Genomic DNA, 19408 nt, shown 5'->3' with positions numbered 1-19408 from the left:
ATATGGTTTACTATGATGTCACGATACAAACCTATTGTGTGCTACTTGATGTAAGCACTCGAGCTGATATACTTTTCAAAAACTTAAAATGAAAAGGGCATGCAAAGCACGTCTAAACACATTCTTGTTATACGCCTCTCTGCTATGGGCGATGTGGCTATGGTTGTACCCGTGTTACGCGCTTTAGAGCAGCAATATCCCGATATTAAAGTTACACTATTAACCAAAGGGTTCTTCACTCCTTTTTTTCGAGATTTAAAACAGACTACGGTATTTAATGCCGATCTTAAAGGGGCGCATAAAGGGGTTTACGGTCTTTTTAAACTGGCCAAACAACTCGAAAGAAACCATTGCTTTTATGCTGTTGCCGATTTGCATAACGTTTTAAGAAGTAAAATTTTAAAAACCTTTTTAAAGACAAAGCGTTTTGTATCTATTGATAAAGGGCGAAAAGAAAAAGGTTTATTAACTAAGGGCAAACGTTTTGAACAGCTTAAAACAACGCACCAACGCTACGCCGATGTTTTTGAAGCCCTTGGTTTCCCAATAGATTTATCGAAGCCCCAATTTCCTAAAAAAGTGGTTTTAAACTCAAAACTCCAAAGCCTTATAGGGGAAAGCTCAAAAAAAAGAATTGGTATTGCCCCTTTTGCTGCCCATGCTGGGAAAATGTATCCCTTAGAGTTGATGACACAGCTTATTGAAAGGCTATCCAATACTTATGAAATTGTCTTATTTGGTGGTGGCACAGCCGAAATTAGTAAGTTAAACCGCATGGCCAGTCAATTTGATCATGTTACTAATTTGGCGGGTGAATTAAGTTTAGATGAAGAATTGGATGTGATATCAAATTTAGATTTGATGTTAGCCATGGATTCTGGAAACGCACATATGGCGGCGATGTTAGGTATAAAAGTTGTGACCATTTGGGGTGTTACACATCCGTTTGCCGGTTTTGCACCTTTTAATCAACCTGATGATTATGCGCTGCTACCCGATAGAAATCAATACCCAAAAATACCAACTTCGGTTTATGGGAATAAGTATCCGGTGGATTATAAAACTGTTGCAGGAACAATTTCTATTGAGACGGTTATGGAAAAGATTAATGCTATTCTTTAACAGTATTAGGCGTTCAGTAAGAGTCCTGTTCGGTATGGCCAGCGTGCCACAATGGATAACGTCATGAAGAGCGCAGTACAGTGGATTAGGTCATGACGAGCGAGGCACGAGCGAAGTCATCTTTCGAATAGAATTATTTTTTAAAAGGCGGTTTCAAATTAAAAGACTGCTTCGTCCTTTGTCCTCGCAGTGACGGGTTATTTCGTCATCACGATCGAGGCACAATGGATTACGTCATGACGAGCGAGGCACGAGGGAAGTCATCTTTTGAATAGAACTAGTTTTTAAAATGTAGTTTCAATTAAAAGACTGCTTCGTTCTGCGTCCTCGCAGTGACGGGTTATTTCGTCATTTCCCCTCAACATTCACCATGAAAATAAAAATGTGTATTTTTAAATATGCAAAAGTCCTATGTTTACTTCTTGACAAATAAAAATAATTCAGTAGTTTATATTGGTGTAACCTCTAATTTACTAAAAAGGGTTTACGAACATAAAGCTAAAATTAGAAAAGGATTTACACACAGATATAACTGTGATAAACTGGTTTATTATGAAGAATTTAACGATATTAAACAAGCGATATCAAGAGAAAAAATATTAAAGTCTGGGAATAGAAAACGCAAAGAAGATCTAATTAATATCCAAAATCCTAATTGGGACGATTTATCTGATGGTTGGCTCTTTTATTTTGATTAACGTCATGACGAGCGAGGCACGAGGGAAGTCATCTTTCGAATAGAACTAGTTTTTAAAAGGTGGTTTCAATTAAAAGACTGCTTCGTCCTTTGTCCTCGCAGTGACGGTTATGTGCGTCATTGCCAGCGCAGTGCAATGGATTACGTCATGACGAGCGAGGCACGAGCGAAGTCATCTTTCGAATAGAATTATTTTTTAAAAGGCGGTTTCAATTAAAAGACTGCTTCGTCCTTTGTCCTAGCAGTGACGGGTTATTTCGTCATCACTAGCTCAGTACAATGGATTACGTCATGACGAGCGAGGCACGAGGGAAGTCATCTTTCGAATAGAATTATTTTTTAAAAGGCGGTTTAAATTGAAAGACTGCCGCGTCCTGCGTCCTCGCAGTGACGGGTTATTTCGTTATGAAGAGCGCAGTACAATGGATTACGTCATGACGAGCGAGGCACGAGGGAAGTCATCTTTCGAATAGAATTATTTTTTAAAAGGCGGTTTCAATTAAAAGACTGCTTCGTCCTTTGTCCTAGCAGTGACGGTTTTGTACGTCATGACGAGCGCAGTACAATGGATTACGTCATGACGAGCGAGGCACGAGGGAAGTCATCTTTTGAATAGAATTATTTTTTAAAAGGCGGTTTCAATTTAAAGACTGCTTCGTCCTTTGTCCTCGCAGTGACGGTTTTGTGCGTCATGACGAGCGCAGTACAATGGATTACGTCATGACGAGCGAAGCACGAGGGAAGTCATCTTTTGAATAGAATTATTTTTTAAAAGGTGGTTTCAATTAAAAGACTGCGTCGTCCTACGTCCTCGCAATGACTGTTTTGTGTGTCATGAAGAGCGCAGCACAATTGATAACGTCATGACGAGCGAGGCACGAGGGAAGTCATCTTTTGAATAGAATTAGTTTTTAAAAGGCGGTTTAAATTGAAAGACTGCTTCGTCCTTTGTCCTCGCAGTGACGGTTTTATGCGTCATGACGAGCTCGGCACAATGGATTACGTCATGACGAGCGCAGTACAATGGATTACGTCATGACGAGCGAGGCACGAGGGAAGTCATCTTTTGAATAGAACTAGTTTTTAAAAGGCGGTTTCAATTTAAAGACTGCTTCGTCCTTTGTCCTCGCAGTGACGGTTTTGTACGTCATGAAGGGCGCAGTACAATGGATTACGTCATGACGAGCGAGGCACGAGCGAAGTCATCTTTTGAATAGAACTAGTTTTTAAAAGGCGGTTTAAATTAAAAGACTGCCGCGTCCTACGTCCTCGCAGTGACGGTTTTATGCGTCATGACGAGCTCGGCACAATGGATTACGTCATGACGAGCGCAGTACAATGGATTACGTCATGACGAGCGAGGCACGAGGGAAGTCATCTTTTGAATAGAACTAGTTTTTAAAATGCAGTTTCAAATTTAAAGACTGCTTCGTCCTACGTCCTCGCAGTGACGGTTTTATGCGTCATGACGAGCTCAGTACAATGGATTACGTCATGACGAGCGAGGCACGAGCGAAGTCATCTTTTGAATAGAACTAGTTTTTAAAAGGCGGTTTAAATTAAAAGACTGCCGCGTCCTACGTCCTCGCAGTGACGGTTTTATGCGTCATGACGAGCTCGGCACAATGGATTACGTCATGAAGGGCGCAGTACAATGGATTACGTCATGACGAGCGAGGCACGAGGGAAGTCATCTTTTGAATAGAACTAGTTTTTAAAATGCAGTTTCAAATTTAAAGACTGCTTCGTCCTACGTCCTCGCAGTGACGGTTTTATGCGTCATGACGAGCTCAGTACAATGGATTACGTCATGACGAGCGAGGCACGAGCGAAGTCATCTTTCGGATAGAATTAGTTTTTAAAAGTGAGTTTCAATTAAAAGACTGCCGCGTCCTACGTCCTCGCAGTGACGGGTTTGTGCGTCATGGTCAGTGCGTCACAATGGATAGAGTCATGACGAGCGAGGCACGAGCGAAGTCATCTTTTGAATAGAACTAGTTTTTAAAAGGCGGTTTCAAATTGAAAGACTGCCGCGTCCTGCGTCCTCGCAGTGACGGGTTATTTCGTCATTTCCCCTCAACATTCACCATGAAGATAAAAATGTGTATTTTTAAATATGCAAAAGTCCTATGTTTACTTCTTGACAAATAAAAATAATTCAGTAGTTTATATTGGTGTAACCTCTAATTTACTAAAAAGGGTTTACGAACATAAAGCTAAAATTAGAAAAGGATTTACACACAGATATAACTGTGATAAACTGGTTTATTATGAAGAATTTAACGATATTAAACAAGCGATATCAAGAGAAAAAATATTAAAGTCTGGGAATAGAAAACGCAAAGAAGATCTAATTAATGTCCAAAATCCTAATTGGGACGATTTATCTGATGGTTGGCTTTTTTATTTTGATTAACGTCATGACGAGCGAGGCACGAGGGAAGTCATCTTTTGAATAGAACTAGTTTTTAAAAGGCGGTTTCAATTAAAAGACTGCCGCGTCCTACGTCCTCGCAGTGACGGTTTTGTACGTCATGACGAGCGAGGCACGAGCGAAGTCATCTTTTGAATAGAATTAGTTTTTAAAAGGCGGTTTCAATTAAAAGACTGCTTCGTTCTGCGTCCTCGCAGTGACGGTTTTGTACGTCATGACGAGTGCGGCACGAGGGAAGTCATCTTTCGGATAGAACTAGTTTTTAAAAGTGAGTTTCAACTAAAAGACTGCCGCGTCCTACGTCCTCGCAGTGACGGTTTTATGCGTCATGACGAGCTCAGTACAATGGATTACGTCATGACGAGCGAGGCACGAGCGAAGTCATCTTTTGAATAGAACTAGTTTTTAAAAGGCAGTTTCAAATTTAAAGACTGCTTCGTCCTGCGTCCTCGCAGTGACGGTTATGTGCGTCATAACGAGCGCAGTACAATGGATTACGTCATGACGAGCTCAGTACAATGGATTACGTCATGACGAGCGAGGCACGAGGGAAGTCATCTTTTGAATAGAATTAAGTTTAAAATGCAGTTTCAATTTAAAGACTGCCGCGTCCTTCGTCCTCGCAGTGACGGTTATGTACGTCATGGCGAGCTCGGCACAATTGATAACGTCATGACGAGCGCAGTACAATGGATTACGTCATGACGAGCGAGGCACGAGGGAAGTCATCTTTCGAATAGAACTAGTATTTAAAAGTGAGTTTCAACTAAAAGACTGCCGCGTCCTGCGTCCTCGCAGTGACGGTTTTGTGCGTCATGACGAGCGCGGCACAATGGATTACGTCATGACGAGCGAGGCACGAGGGAAGTCATCTTTTGAATAGAACTAGTTTTTAAAAGGCGGTTTCAATTAAAAGACTGCCGCGTCCTACGTCCTCGCAGTGACGGTTTTGTACGTCATGACGAGCGAGGCACGAACGAAGTCATCTTTTGAATAGAATTATTTTTTAAAAGTGAGTTTCAATTTAAAGACTGCTTCGTCCTTTGTCCTCGCAGTGACGGTTTTGTACGTCATGACGAGCGAGGCACGAGCGAAGTCATCTTTTGAATAGAACTAGTTTTTAAAAGGCGGTTTAAATTGAAAGACTGCTTCGTCCTTCGTCCTCGCAGTGACGGTTTTGTACGTCATGAAGGGCGCAGTACAATGGATTACGTCATGACGAGCGAGGCACGAGGGAAGTCATCTTTCGAATAGAATTATTTTTTAAAAGGCGGTTTCAAATTGAAAGACTGCCGCGTCCTACGTCCTCGCAGTGACGGTTTATTTCGTTATAAGGACTATTACACAATTCCTAAACATCATCATAATCGACAACAATAGTCTCCGATTTTGGCTCTGCTTGACAGGTTAAAATTAAACCTTCAGCAACTTCACTTTCGGTTAAAATATTGTTTTGTCGCATAGTTGCTTCCCCCTCAGTTATTCGCGCTAGGCAGCTACTACAAATACCACCTTGGCAGGAGTATGGCGCATCTATATCTTTGTCTAAAGCTGCTTCAAGAATGGTTTGTTTAGAAGACATTTCGAAAGTGGTGGATTCGTCATCAACCACAACAGTAATTTTTGTTTTTCCGCTAGACGGGGCGTTTTCTTCAATTTGAACAGGTTTAGACGTCTTAAAAAGTTCAAAATGAATGCGGTTTTCATCAATATTATTTTCAATTAAAACCGATTTTACGGTATTAATCATCGCTTCAGGACCACAGAGGTAATAAGCATCAACATCAATATTTTTATACTTGTTTTTAGTTACGAAATTTACCGTACTTTTTTCTATACGACCAAAAATGGCATCGTCCTCATCCACTTGACTAAATACAAATTGAATTGAAAACCGATCTTTATAGACACGCTGAAGCTCTAGAAGTTCATCTAAAAACATGGTGTCTTCGGGTGTTTTATTACCATAGACCAGAATGACTTTACTCTGTTCTTCTTCCTCTAAAGCACATTTTATAATACTTAAAATGGGGGTTATCCCACTTCCTGCAGCAAAGGCTTCTATATTTTTAGTGGTTTTATCGTTAGGTTCGAAAATAAAACGACCTCTTGGCGGAGCTACTTCTAAGGTGTCTCCTGCTTTTAAAGTCGTGTTTGCATAAGCTGAAAAGAGACCCTCTTCAACGGCTTTAATGGCCACTTTTAAGACACCACTTTTAGGCGATGAACACAGCGAATAATCGCGGCGTACTTCCTTGCCGTTAATTATGGTTTTTAATGTAAGATATTGTCCAGCTTTAAAAGTAAATTGGTCTTTTAATGATTCTGGCACTTTAAAACTAAGGCTTATCGCCTTGTTAGTTTCTCGTTTTATATCTTTTATGCTGAGTTTGTAAAATGAAGACATATAATTTTTTTAACAAAAATAGTGAAGTTGATTTTTAATTTTTACTTTTATTCACAACATTATTTGTAGAGGATACAAATAATTGAAACATATATAATAATGATTAGACATTTTATAGATTTAGAGTGGAAGGCGTTTTTTAGGTCGGCTAGTTTTGGTAAAAGTTTGGCTATAAAAATACTAATGGGTTTTTTGGCGCTGTATTTCATGCTGTTGTTTTTAGGGATGGGTTTTGTATTAGATACCCTATTAAAAGAATTGTATCCAGACTTAGATCCTTTAACAGCGTTTAACAATCTTTTGTTTTTTTGGATAATAGGCGATTTAATATTTAGATTCTTCTTCCAGAAACTACCAGTGATGAGTGTGAAGCCGCTTTTAACACTGCCAATTAAACGAAAATCTATTGTGAATTTTGTTCTGGCCAAATCGATTTTATCATTTTTTAATTTTTTACCCCTATTTGCTGTAGTGCCATTTGCTATTAAACTGATAGCGACTAATTATAATGCGACATCTGTTTTAGTTTGGCTTTGTATTATGGTGCTTATCACACTAATAAATAATTTTTTAAATTTTATTATAGAAAGTTTATCGACTAAAACAGAATTATCTTTTTTACCCATAATGTTGCTTTTGGGATCGCTGTTTGCCTTAAATTATTTTAATATTTTAAACGTGGCTGGTGTCCTTTCAAAGGGTATCAAATCAATTACAGAACAGCCTATACTATTACTGGTTCCTGTGGTAATACTAATGGTTTTATATGCGTACAACTTTAAAATATTAAGGCAAAAGTTGTTTTTAGATAGCGGATTAAAAACACACACCAAAGAAGTAAGCACATCGAATTTGGAGTGGACAAAAAACTTTGGAAGCATGGCGCCATTTCTACAATTAGATTTAAAACTAATTTGGCGAAATAAGCGTACAAAATCTTCCGTTTGGATGTTGGTTTTAGGCTTGTTGTATGGTCTGTTTTTTTATACCCAACCCATGTACCTCGAAATGTATTGGTTCTTCATGTTTATTGGCGTGTTTTCCACCGGGATCTTTTTAATGAATTTCGGGCAGTTTATCCCAGCTTGGGATAGCAGCTATTACAAGTTGCTAATGAGTCAAAACATTAAATACGAAGATTATTTAAAATCGAAATTCACCTTAATGGCAATAAGTGTAATCGTTTTGTTTATTCTGGGCATCCCCTATGTGTTTTTTGGTTGGAAAATTCTGTTAGCACATTTTGCTGCCGCTATTTATAATATTGGGGTGAATACACATGTTATTTTGTACGGAGGCTCTTTTAATCGAAAAAAAATAAATTTAAGTCAGAAAGCCGCCTTTAATTACCAAGGTACGGGTACAGTGCAATGGCTTATTGGTATTCCGCTTTTAGTTTTTCCTATGCTTATATTTGCTATTCTTAATTTCTTAATAAGTTTCGAAATGGCCTGTTTAACACTTATTGCGTTGGGTGTGATAGGAATTGGTTTTCATAAAAAACTAATTAAGTCGATTACAAAGTCTTATAAAGCCTCAAAATATAAAATGATTAGTGCCTTTAATCAAGATAATTAAAATTTAAAAATTATGATTACCACATCAAACCTATCTAAGAAATACAATAATAATCTGGTTTTAAATGTCGAAGAGCTTGAGATTCCTAAAGGGCAAAGTTTTGGCTTAGTAGGAAATAATGGTGCTGGAAAAACCACCTATTTTAGTTTGCTACTCGATTTAATCCAACCCACCACAGGGGCTATAAAAAACAATGGAATTTCGGTTCATAAGAGCGAAGATTGGAAACCCTTTACCTCGGCTTTTATCGACGAGAGTTTTTTAATAGGCTACTTAACACCAGAGGAGTATTTTTACTTTATTGGTGAATTAAGGCAACAAAATAAGGCCGATGTCAATGCTTTATTGTATCAATTTAAAGATTTTTTTCACGGAGAAATTTTAGGACAAAAAAAATATTTACGTGATTTAAGTAAGGGTAATCAGAAAAAAGTGGGTATTGTAGCAGCGCTTATTGGCAATCCAGAAGTCATTATTTTAGATGAGCCTTTTGCTAATTTAGATCCCACCACTCAAATTCGATTAAAGGGCATTATTAAAAGTCTCACCGAAAAACGGACGGTTACCGTTTTAATTTCTAGTCATGATTTAACTCATGTTACCGAGGTTTGTGAGCGAATTGTAGTTTTAGAAAAAGGCGAAATTGTAAAAGATCTAAAAACCAGTGAAGCCACACTAAAAGAGCTTGAAGCCTATTTTTCTGGTACTGAAGCACTACCAAATTAAATCTCTTTTATTCTGTAAGTGATACCAAATTAACTTTGTAATGTCGTGTAAATAAATTGAATTATTTTTTGATTAATTGAAATGAAAAATAAATAGCATAGCATTGTTACGGTAATTATTTTTGATGAAAAGTAAACAAAAAAGAAACTATTTGTTACGACATTATATGGTTAAATTGGCATTACCAAGAAAATCAGTATATCCCTGTGAAAAGCCCCGTTTAGTTTCCGCTGAAAACTTCGCGCCTTTTCCGCTTTGCCCGCTAAAAACGCACAACCAATATTTTTCTCAGCGCATCTCTGTGCAAACTCTGAGCATCTCCGCGTAACAACAAATAAAATTCTCAAAAGTATCGAGAGGGTATTTTGTAAGGCGAATAAGTAGCTAAATCCAAAAAGATGCTTATTTTTACATTTTTATATAATAATAGCTGTGGGTTTCAGTTATTTAACCGACAAAAAACCAAGATTGAAAACACCTACAAAAGCCTTAATAATTATTGTACTGGCTATAATTTTGCTTACAAGTTGTTCTAGAAAAAAGGACAAATTTGTGAACAGAAATTTCCATGCGGTAACTGCGGAATTTAATACGCTGTACAACGGATATCTAGCTTTAGAGACAGGCAGGGAAATTTTAAACGAAAATTATACCGATAATTATTGGGAGGTGCTTCCTATTGAACGTTTGGAGGTTCGAGAAGAAGTGGTCTTAGCAAGTCAGTTTGAAAACGAAAATTTTAGAAGAGCTGAAGAAAAAGCGGTTAAAGCGATACAAAAACACAGTATGAATATTAAGGGTCGAGAAAAAAACCCTCAAATGGACGAAGCGTATTTGTTGCTAGGTAAAGCACGCTATTACGATCAGCGTTTTGTACCGGCACTGGCGGCGTTTAACAATATTCTTAATAAATACCCAACTAGCGATAAGATAAATCAGGTTAAAATATGGCGTGAAAAAGCGAATATTCGTTTAGATAATAATGAAATTGCGATAAAAAAACTAAAACGCTTATTACAAGATGTCACTTTAGAAGATCAAGATTTGGCCGATGCCACTTCTATGTTAGCGCAAGCCTATTTAAACACGAAGTCTGTTGATAGTGCGATTACACAATTAGAAATCGCTGCAAAAGCCACAAAAAGTAACGACGAGCGCGGACGTTTTCGTTTTATTCAAGGGCAACTCTACAATACTTTAGGGTATAAAGACAGTGCAAATATAGCCTTTGATAAAGTTATAGAACTCAACAGAAAGACACCTAGAATTTATATGATTAGTGCTCATATCGAAAAGATTAAAAATTTTGATTATGAAACTGGTGATAAGCTGGCCTTGCTAGAACACCTTAGAAATCTAGAGAAAAATAGAGAAAACAGACCGTATTTGGATAAAATATATCATCAAATAGGAAATTATTATTTAAAAAATGAAGCCGACTCTTTAGCTCTTGTGTATTACAATAAGTCCTTGCGAACCAATTCTCAAGACCAATTGTTAAAAGCCGAAAATTATCTAATAATAGGCGATATGAATTTTGAGAAATCAAATTATGAAACCGCAGGCTATTATTACGACAGTACAATGACTAATTTGGCATTAAATTCGAAACCATATCGCGTTATAAAACGTAAGCGCGATAATTTAGAAGACGTTATTTATTACGAAAACGTCGAGCGGGTAAGCGACAGCGTTTTACAATTGGTCAATTTTTCTGAAACAGAACGCTCAGCATATTTTAATACTTATGTAGAGAATTTAAAAGTTAAAGCAGAAGCGGATAAAGATAAACAGCAAGTACCAAAATCTAACACTGGGATAGCAAGAGCTACTAGTCCCATGAACAGCCAGACATCGAATAAGACCTCTCAAAACCAAGTGGCCACATTTTATTTTTACAATCCTACAACAGTGGCTTATGGAAAAAACGAGTTTTTAAAAATCTGGGGTAGTAGAACCTTACAAGATAATTGGAGGTGGTCTAACCAGGGTACATTGGTGCCATCAAATAACACAAGAGGGCATACTATTATAGCTCAAGTGCCAGATGAAGAACGCTATAACCCACAGTATTATATCTCCAAAATTCCTTCCGAAGAAAGGGTTATTGACAGTATTTTAAAAGCGCGGAATTTCGCCAATTATCAATTGGGCCTTATTTATATGGAGAAGTTTAAAGCGTATCCCTTATCAAAAAGTAAATTTTTAAAGGTATTAAAGAGTAATCCAGAAGAACGCTTAATTGTGCCTTCAAAATATAATTTGTACAAAATTTACGAATTGTTAGGACAAAAAGACGAAGCCGCAATGGCTAAAAACGAAATAATAAATAAATATCCAGAATCGCGGTATGCCCTTATTTTAAACAATCCAGAATCGGTAAATCAAAAAGATAAGGATAGCCCAGATGCTCTTTACGAAAGAGTTTACGCTTTGCACGAAAACCAAGAATACGCCCAAGTAATAGCTAAAAGTGAGGCCTATATAAATAGGTTTGAGGGCACTTATATCGTGCCTAAATTTGAACTTTTAAAAGCCACAGCTATGGGTAGGTTATTGGGTTTTGATGCTTATGAAAAAGCGATAAATTATGTGGCTGTAACTTTTGCAAATACCCCAGAAGGGCGGCAAGCAGAAAAGATTAAAAACGAGGTATTACCAAAAATAGCGCATAGCGATTTTAACATCGAAGCTCAAGAGGTTTCAGCCCCTTATAAGGTGGTTTTTAGGTTTAATGACGCAGATGACGCTAGTATAGAGAGTTTTAAAGAAACCTTAGATTCGATTTTAAAGAATCTCAGGTATTACAATTTAAAAACCTCGTTAGACGTCTATAAACCCCATACTAAATTTGTTGTAGTTCACGGGCTAAATAATGCGCAGGTGGCAAAAACATTCGATCAATTATTTTCGGAAGAAGACTATAAAAAAATTAAAGAACCTTATTTTGCAATTTCATCTGCAAACTATAAAAAAGTTCAAATTCATAAAAATTTAGAGTCGTATTTAAATATTAACAATAAATAACAGCAATTATGTTTTCTGATAACAAAAAAAACAAACACATGACAGAAGGAGCATCAAGTCAAAATATTATTTCTCAAGGCACAAAAATTTTAGGAGACCTTAACAGTGAAGGCGATTTTAGAATTGATGGTATTATAGAAGGAAATGTTATAACTACAGGAAAAGTAGTTGTGGGTAAATCTGGCTTTATTAACGGTACGCTAGAGGGCACCGATGCGTATTTTGAAGGTAAATTTTCTGGTAAATTAGCGCTATCTGGTACCCTTACATTAAAAGCATCTGCACATATTGAAGGCGAAGTGGTAGCGGGTAAATTGGCCGTAGAACCAGGGGCAACATTTAACGTAACCTGTAATATGAAAGGTGCCGAAAAAAGTATGCAAGGTGACTCGAAAACCAAAAAAACGGCCTAATCCTTTTCTTCAATTTAGCTCTATAGCCCTACAAATGGGCCTTACCATTTATTTAGGTAGCGAATTAGGGGCCTGGCTCGACGTGAAATTTAATAATCAAAATCAATTGTATTATAAAATTGTTTCTTTGAGTGCGGTGTTTATTGCTATTTTTTCGGTAATTAGGCAGGTTACTAACCTAACCAATAAAGATTGAAATTACATTAACAGTTATTTTACATTAATTAATGATTACACGTATCTTATATTTTATACTAGCCGTTGCAGTATTATTTGCGATTAGTTTTAGCTTAAATAATTATTTAATGGGCTCTGGATTGGCTTACTCTTTACTCAAGGTTTATATTTTTCATGCCATAGCAGCCATAGTGCTATACGTTTGTGTTGAGTTAGTTGCATTAAATTTATTGAGTTTTGCTGGTTTTGTTTACTTGGGATTACTGTTTTTTAAATTTGGTATATTCTTCTTATTGTTTAAAGAACCTGTATTCGACAACGACAATTTATCTCAGCCTGAACGCATAAGTTTGGTGGTGCCCTTATTCGTTTTTTTAATCGCAGAAATAACGGGCGTAGGTAAGTTGTTAAACAGTAAGTAGTTATTGATGATTTTGTTCGTTTTTTTAGCACTTTTGCATTTAGCTAAAATCTATTTAAAAAAAAGCTGTCGATTTCAAATTATTCATTAGATTTGCACAAAATTTGTAAGACATAAATTTCATTATTCAGATAAAGCATTATGGTAGCGACAAAATCTATCAAGTTTTTAGTAGTATTCGTTTTAGCTCTAGTAACATTTCCAACATTTGCTCAGGACGATGCTAAAGACGATAATTTAGTAAACACGCCCGAAGAGATAAATGCATATATTGCTCATCATCTTAAAGACGCTCACGATTTTCATCTTTTTACGAATAATGCTACCGGGGTGCATTACGGGTTTTCCTTACCTGTAATTGTTTGGACAAGTAACGGATTAAAAACCTTTATGTCTTCAGAGTTTAAGCACAACGATGAAGGTGAGGTGGTTGTCAATAAAGATGGCACGCAATTAGTAAAATATCACACTAAAATATACGAACTAGAACCAGGAGCCACGGCACTGGAATTAAACGAAGCTCAAAAACCAGCAAATGCAAAAAGAGTTCTCGATTTATCGATTACTAAAAGTGTTCTGGGTATGCTTTTAGCCGGACTAATAATGCTTTTGGCATTTGGCGGTTTGGCGAGACAGTATAAAAAAGGAAATACTATACCTAAAGGGTTTTCTAGGGCTTTAGAGCCGCTTGTAATTTACGTTCGTGATGAGATTGCGATACCAAATATTGGAGAAAAGAAATATAGAAAGTTTATGGGTTTTCTCCTTACCGTATTTTTCTTTATTTGGATATTAAATATATTAGGTTTAACCCCACTAGGATTTAACGTGACCGGGCAAATCGCCGTGACTACCTGTCTCGCTTTTTTCACCATGTTGGTGTATATGTTTAGTGGGACTAAAGATTTTTGGGCACATACCTTATGGATGCCTGGAGTGCCTTATTTAATTAGGCCGCTGTTAGCTATTATTGAGCTAGCAGGGTTTTTGCTTATTAAGCCCTTTTCGTTATTAATTCGTTTATTTGCAAACATAACAGCAGGACACTTTATATTTATGAGTTTAATGGCTCTAATGGTGTCTATGAAAGCTGCTTTTGGCCCTGTGGCATCAACAGGATTGTCTTTAGTATTGTCGTTGTTTATTGCCATGATTGAGTTGTTGGTAGCGTTTTTACAGGCCTATATATTTACGATGCTATCGTCTTTATTTATAGGGATGTCTGTTGCAGATCACGACGATCACTAAAAAAGAAGGTGCTTGTAAAGCATGATTAACACTAAGGCGTAGGTTTAAAACGCTTTAGTTAGAAAGAAGAATTTGTTTAATTAATATTTATAAAACCAAATTAGTATGTACAATTTATTTGCAGCAGGAATTATCGTAATCGGAGCAGGTTTCAGTTTAGGTCACATTGGCGCTAAAGCGTTGGAGGGTATCGCTCGTCAACCAGAAGCAGCAGGAAAGATCCAAACCGCGATGATTATTATTGGAGCTCTAGTGGAAGGTTTAGCATTTGGTGCTTTAATCTTAGGGAAATAAGAAATTCCTAGAAAAAAAAGACAGGTTTCTACAACGGTTGGTTGTAGAGCCTGTTTTAAATTAAACAAAAAAAGAATTTAAGTAATCGATATAATATGGATGTTTTATTAAACGATTTTTCGGTAGGTTTGTTTTTTATGCAGTTCGCTATTTTAGTGATCATCATTTTTTTAATGAAAAAATTTGCATGGAAACCAATTTTAGATGCATTAGAGTCTAGAGAAGACGGTATCCAAAATGCGTTGGATGCTGCAGAAAAAGCGAAGTTAGAGATGGCGAATCTTAAAGCTTCAAACGAAAAATTACTTCAGGAAGCGCGTAGCGAAAGAGATGCGATGCTAAAGGAAGCACGCCAGATGAAGGACGATATGATAGCTTCAGCTAAAGAGGAAGCACAAGAGCAAACCGATGCCATGATTGAGCAAGCGCAGTTGGCCATTAAACAAGAGAAAATTGCGGCGATGGATGAGTTGAAAAATCAGGTGGCAAATTTATCTTTAGAGATATCAGAAAAAGTGTTGCGTCAGGAATTGTCTGATAAAAACAAGCAGATAGAATTAGTAGATTCTATGTTAACTGAAGCAAAATTAAATTAAGTTTAACCAACACCTAAGCCTTATGACCTCTCGCGGTTATAAAAAAGGTGTTAGTCTATAAAACCATGGCATTAGAAAGAGCAGCAATACGATACGCAAAAGCGTTGTTAAGTTTAGCAATCGATCAAGATTCGACAAAGGCGGTAGCCAACGATATGGAGTTATATGCCAAGACGATTGCAGAAAGTGAAGACTTAGCCAATTTTTTAAAAACGCCTAACATCAGTAGGCCAGTTATAACCGCATCGTTATTACAGATTTTTAAAGATTCTAGTGCATTAACGGTTAATTTAATTCATGTTTTAAGTGAGAATAACCGCCTACCACTTTTAGAGCAGGTGGCTTTAGAGTATACGAAGCTATACAATGCACACATAGGCCTACAATTAGCAACAGTTACAACCGCTGTGCCTATAAACGAGGCTTTAGAAACAAAAATTACAGATAAAATTAAAGCACTAACAGGTAAAAGTGCAGAATTAGAAAATATTATTGATGAAAGCATTTTAGGTGGTTTCATTTTAAGAGTTGGCGATATTCAATATAATGCGAGTATTGCAAATAAGTTAAGCGAATTAAAAAGAGAATTTACTTTAAATTAAAATAAAATGGCAGCAGTAAAACCGGCTGAGATTTCAGCAATCTTAAAAGAACAACTACAAGGGTTTGAAGCTAGTGCTTCATTAAACGAAGTGGGAACAGTGCTAACTGTAGGTGATGGTATTGTACGTGCTTACGGATTATCTAACGCGCAATATGGTGAGTTAGTTGAGTTTGAAGGCGGACTAGAAGGTATTATACTAAACCTTGAAGAAGACAACGTAGGTATAGTATTACTTGGTGAATCGGTTGGTGTAAGAGAAGGTTCTACTGTAAAACGTACCTCTCGTATTGCTTCTGTTAATGTTGGTGAAGGTATTGTTGGCCGTGTTGTAGATACTTTAGGGAATCCTATAGATGGTAAAGGTCCTATTGCAGGTAAAACGTACGAGATGCCATTAGAGCGTAAAGCACCTGGTGTTATCTATCGTGAACCAGTTACCGAACCTTTACAAACCGGAATTAAGTCTATCGACGCCATGATTCCAGTAGGTCGTGGACAGCGTGAGTTGGTTATTGGAGATCGACAAACGGGAAAAACGGCGGTTTGTATTGATACCATTTTAAATCAAAAAGAATTTTACGATGCAGGAGAACCGGTGTATTGTGTATATGTTGCTGTGGGTCAAAAAGCTTCAACAGTAGCACTTATTGCCAAAACCCTGGAAGAAAGAGGGGCTTTAGCCTATACAACTATTGTGGCGGCAAATGCTTCAGATCCAGCGGCAATGCAGGTGTATGCACCGTTTACCGGAGCCTCTATAGGGGAGTTTTTTAGAGATACTGGGCGACCAGCTTTAATTGTATACGACGATTTATCTAAACAAGCCGTAGCATATCGTGAGGTTTCTTTATTATTACGTCGTCCACCAGGACGTGAAGCGTATCCAGGAGACGTGTTCTATTTGCACTCTAGATTATTAGAGCGTGCTGCAAAAATTATTAACGATGATGACATTGCTAAACAAATGGAAGACCTTCCAGAATCGTTAAAACCGTTGGTTAAAGGAGGAGGTTCTTTAACAGCTTTGCCTATTATTGAAACACAAGCTGGTGACGTTTCGGCCTATATTCCAACAAACGTGATCTCTATTACCGATGGTCAAATTTTCTTGGATGGTGATTTGTTTAATTCGGGTGTTCGACCAGCTATTAACGTGGGTATTTCTGTATCTCGTGTTGGTGGTAATGCACAGATTAAATCAATGAAAAAAGTTTCTGGAACCTTAAAATTAGACCAAGCGCAATACCGCGAATTAGAGGCTTTTGCTAAGTTTGGTTCAGATTTAGACGCCGTTACTTTAAATGTAATTGAGAAAGGTAAGCGTAACGTTGAAATTTTAAAGCAAGCTCAAAACGATCCGTTTACGGTTGAAGATCAAATTGCTATTATTTACGCCGGATCTAAAAATTTATTGAAAGAGGTGCCTGTAGATAAAGTGAGAGCGTTTGAGCGTGATTATCTTGAGTTTTTAAACGTTAAGCATAGAGATGTTTTAGATACTTTAAAGGCAGGTAAATTAACCGATGAAGCAACAGACACGTTAACGAATGTGGCTAAAGAGGTAGCAGAGAAATTTAAAACACAGGAATAAGTACAAAGTACAAAGAACAAAGTAGTAAGTACAAAGTACAAAGATCAAAGTACAAAGTAGTAAGTACAAAGCACAAGTTTCAAAGTAGTAAGTCGTTTTTTAGTCTTTAATACTTGAAACTAAAAACTTAATACTAAAATAAATGGCAAACTTAAAAGAAATACGTAGTAGAATATCATCCGTGTCTTCAACGATGCAGATTACAAGTGCCATGAAAATGGTGTCTGCTGCTAAGTTAAAGAAAGCGCAAGATGCTATTACGGCAATGCGTCCTTATGCTGAGAAGTTAACTGAGCTTTTGGAAATAATTAGCGCTACTTTAGACGCTAAAACCGAAAATAAATTTGCCGCGCAAAGAGAAGTCAAAAACGTTTTAATTGTAGCTATTACCTCTAATAGGGGCCTATGTGGTGCTTTTAACTCGAATATATTAAAGCAAGTTAGTAAGTTAACAACAGAAACTTACGTAGACCAAGAAGTGTCTTTTCTTGCGATTGGTAAAAAAGCCAATGATGCCTTATCTAAAACAGGGCGTGTAATTGCCAATAAAAGTGGGGTTTTTGATGATTTAACGTTTGAAAATGTATCAGAAATAGCCGAAATGCTGATGGAAAAATTTGTTGAAGGCGAGTTTGATAAAATTGAAATCGTTTACAACAAATTTAAAAATGCGGCCACCCAAATTGTGATGACAGAGCAGTTTTTACCGCTACCAGTTCCTGAGGTAAAAGATGATGAAATAGCCATTGAAGAAACTGAATATATTTTTGAGCCTTCAAAAAATGAAATCGTTGAGCAATTAATTCCGAAATCCTTAAAAATACTTTTGTATAAAGGGATTAGAGATAGTTTTGCAAGTGAACATGGCGCACGTATGACGGCCATGCACAAGGCCACCGATAACGCCACAGATTTAAGAGACGAACTTAAATTAACCTATAATAAAGCGCGTCAGGCCGCAATTACCAACGAAATTTTAGAAATTGTTGGTGGTGCGGAAGCGTTGAACAATTAGACGACGCGGAGCGAGTCAAATTTTCAATCAATCGGAGGCGTTGAACAATTAGACGACGCAGAGCGAGTCAAATTTTCAATCAAACAGAAGCGTTGAACAATTAGACGACGCGTAGCGAGTCAAATTTTCAATCAAGCTGAGGCGTTGAACAATTAGACGAAGCAGAGCGGGTCAAATTTTCAATCAAGCGGAAGCGTTGAACAATTAGACGACGCAGAGCGAGTCAAATTTTCAATCAATCGGAGGCGTTGAACAATTAGACGACGCAGAGCGAGTCAAATTTTCAATCAAGCTGAGGCGTTGAACAATTAGACGACGCAGAGCGAGTCAAATTTTCAATCAATCGGAGGCGTTGAACAATTAGACGACGCGTAGCGAGTCAAATTTTCAATCAAGCTGAGGCGTTGAACAATTAGACGACGCAGAGCGAGTCAAATTTTCAATCAAGTTGTAGCGTGAAACAAATAATTTTCTACTGAATTTATTTTCAGTTATACAATATGGAGCCTCACAAGTCGTGGGGCTTTTTTTATGGCATCCATTTTGTAAATGGTAGCTTTATAGTAATTAATAATATGGCTATGAAGGCTTTTAAAAATTTATTAAACACCGTATTTCTATGTTTAGTTGTTCTTGAATTTTCTGGCTGTTCAACTTCTAAAACGCTTCAGCAAGGCCTACCTTTCAAATTGGGCAAAGTTTACTATCAGCATATAATTACAGATGAAGCGTACGATTATTCTAACATTGATGTATATATTCCTGTAGTTTCAAATCCTTTAAATATTGCCTTAGACAGCGTTTTTTTTAGAGGAAAACAGTCTAAGTTGCAAACATCGGACAATAGGCTTTATGTTGGTCGTTTTCAAATTCCTAAAAACAAGGATGTTATTATGAGTAGCGACCCTATAGCAGAGTTTAAAAACGCATTACCTGAACGTCCTAAAACACAACCTTTTAAACTGGAAGCTAATGCTTGCGTTATTAGTTATAAAGAAGGAAATACCGTAAAGTATTATAAAATTCCAAACCTTTTTGAAAAATAAGCATCATCTAAG

Annotated in this window: 17 protein-coding genes; 16 read left to right on the top strand and 1 reads right to left on the bottom strand. The window is 37.1% G+C overall.

Features of this window, described 5'->3' with window-relative positions:
• Positions 1–99 precede the first annotated feature (99 nt).
• The 3 genes from FEZ18_RS06220 (at position 100) to FEZ18_RS06210 (ending at position 4235) form a co-directional block, all read left to right on the top strand.
• Entirely contained in the window at positions 100–1122 is a 1023-nt protein-coding gene (locus tag FEZ18_RS06220) for a glycosyltransferase family 9 protein (protein WP_228122893.1), read from the top strand.
• Between the two features lie 398 nt (positions 1123–1520).
• Positions 1521–1820 (top strand): GIY-YIG nuclease family protein, encoded by a 300-nt coding sequence (locus FEZ18_RS06215; protein WP_153267519.1) that lies wholly within the window; start codon positions 1521–1523, stop codon positions 1818–1820.
• Positions 1821–3935: 2115 nt separating this feature from the next.
• Positions 3936–4235, top strand: a complete 300-nt coding sequence (locus FEZ18_RS06210) for a GIY-YIG nuclease family protein (RefSeq protein WP_153267518.1) — start codon at positions 3936–3938, stop codon at positions 4233–4235.
• 1369 nt (positions 4236–5604) lie between these two features.
• On the opposite strand, the gene FEZ18_RS06205 is transcribed toward FEZ18_RS06210, so the two are convergent.
• Positions 5605–6660, bottom strand: coding sequence for a ferredoxin--NADP reductase (locus tag FEZ18_RS06205; protein ID WP_153267517.1), 1056 nt, complete (start codon positions 6658–6660; stop codon positions 5605–5607).
• 99 nt (positions 6661–6759) lie between these two features.
• On the opposite strand from FEZ18_RS06205, the gene FEZ18_RS06200 reads away from it, so the two are divergent.
• From FEZ18_RS06200 to FEZ18_RS06140, 13 genes are all read left to right on the top strand, one after another.
• A complete protein-coding gene (locus FEZ18_RS06200; protein WP_153267516.1) occupies positions 6760–8238 on the top strand; it encodes a DUF5687 family protein in 1479 nt (492 codons plus the stop codon).
• Positions 8239–8250: 12 nt separating this feature from the next.
• Entirely contained in the window at positions 8251–8964 is a 714-nt protein-coding gene (locus FEZ18_RS06195) for an ABC transporter ATP-binding protein (RefSeq protein WP_153267515.1), read from the top strand.
• Between the two features lie 468 nt (positions 8965–9432).
• Positions 9433–11991: a tetratricopeptide repeat protein gene (locus FEZ18_RS06190; protein WP_153267514.1), complete on the top strand. Its 2559-nt coding sequence runs from the start codon at positions 9433–9435 to the stop codon at positions 11989–11991.
• A gap of 8 nt (positions 11992–11999) precedes the next feature.
• Positions 12000–12404, top strand: coding sequence for a polymer-forming cytoskeletal protein (locus FEZ18_RS06185; protein WP_153267513.1), 405 nt, complete (start codon positions 12000–12002; stop codon positions 12402–12404).
• Positions 12355–12600 (top strand): AtpZ/AtpI family protein, encoded by a 246-nt coding sequence (locus FEZ18_RS06180; RefSeq protein WP_153267512.1) that lies wholly within the window; start codon positions 12355–12357, stop codon positions 12598–12600. Before FEZ18_RS06185 ends, FEZ18_RS06180 begins: the two co-directional genes overlap by 50 nt.
• 31 nt (positions 12601–12631) lie before the next feature.
• Complete coding sequence (locus FEZ18_RS06175) at positions 12632–13003, top strand: DUF6168 family protein (RefSeq protein ID WP_153267511.1); 372 nt, start codon at positions 12632–12634, stop codon at positions 13001–13003.
• A gap of 140 nt (positions 13004–13143) precedes the next feature.
• Positions 13144–14250, top strand: coding sequence for a F0F1 ATP synthase subunit A (atpB, locus tag FEZ18_RS06170; RefSeq protein WP_194269521.1), 1107 nt, complete (start codon positions 13144–13146; stop codon positions 14248–14250).
• Positions 14251–14355: 105 nt separating this feature from the next.
• The gene (atpE, locus tag FEZ18_RS06165; RefSeq protein WP_153267509.1) at positions 14356–14544 is read left to right on the top strand and encodes an ATP synthase F0 subunit C; all 189 of its coding nucleotides are present in this window, start codon (positions 14356–14358) and stop codon (positions 14542–14544) included.
• Between the two features lie 95 nt (positions 14545–14639).
• On the top strand, positions 14640–15140 hold the full coding sequence (locus FEZ18_RS06160; protein WP_153267508.1) for a F0F1 ATP synthase subunit B: 501 nt from the start codon (positions 14640–14642) through the stop codon (positions 15138–15140).
• A 65-nt stretch (positions 15141–15205) separates the two neighbouring features.
• Positions 15206–15742, top strand: a complete 537-nt coding sequence (gene atpH, locus FEZ18_RS06155) for an ATP synthase F1 subunit delta (protein ID WP_153267507.1) — start codon at positions 15206–15208, stop codon at positions 15740–15742.
• A gap of 6 nt (positions 15743–15748) precedes the next feature.
• Positions 15749–17335 (top strand): F0F1 ATP synthase subunit alpha, encoded by a 1587-nt coding sequence (gene atpA / locus FEZ18_RS06150; RefSeq protein ID WP_153267506.1) that lies wholly within the window; start codon positions 15749–15751, stop codon positions 17333–17335.
• A gap of 142 nt (positions 17336–17477) precedes the next feature.
• Complete coding sequence (atpG, locus tag FEZ18_RS06145) at positions 17478–18350, top strand: ATP synthase F1 subunit gamma (protein ID WP_153267505.1); 873 nt, start codon at positions 17478–17480, stop codon at positions 18348–18350.
• A gap of 500 nt (positions 18351–18850) precedes the next feature.
• Positions 18851–19396: a hypothetical protein gene (locus FEZ18_RS06140; protein ID WP_153267504.1), complete on the top strand. Its 546-nt coding sequence runs from the start codon at positions 18851–18853 to the stop codon at positions 19394–19396.
• The last annotated feature ends 12 nt before the right edge of the window (positions 19397–19408 follow it).

The sequence above is a fragment of the Oceanihabitans sp. IOP_32 genome (assembly GCF_009498295.1).
GTDB classification, from domain to species: Bacteria; Bacteroidota; Bacteroidia; order Flavobacteriales; family Flavobacteriaceae; genus Wocania; species Wocania indica.
Note: the sequence above shows the minus strand (reverse complement) of the source record. Positions and strands in the feature narration are given on the sequence as shown.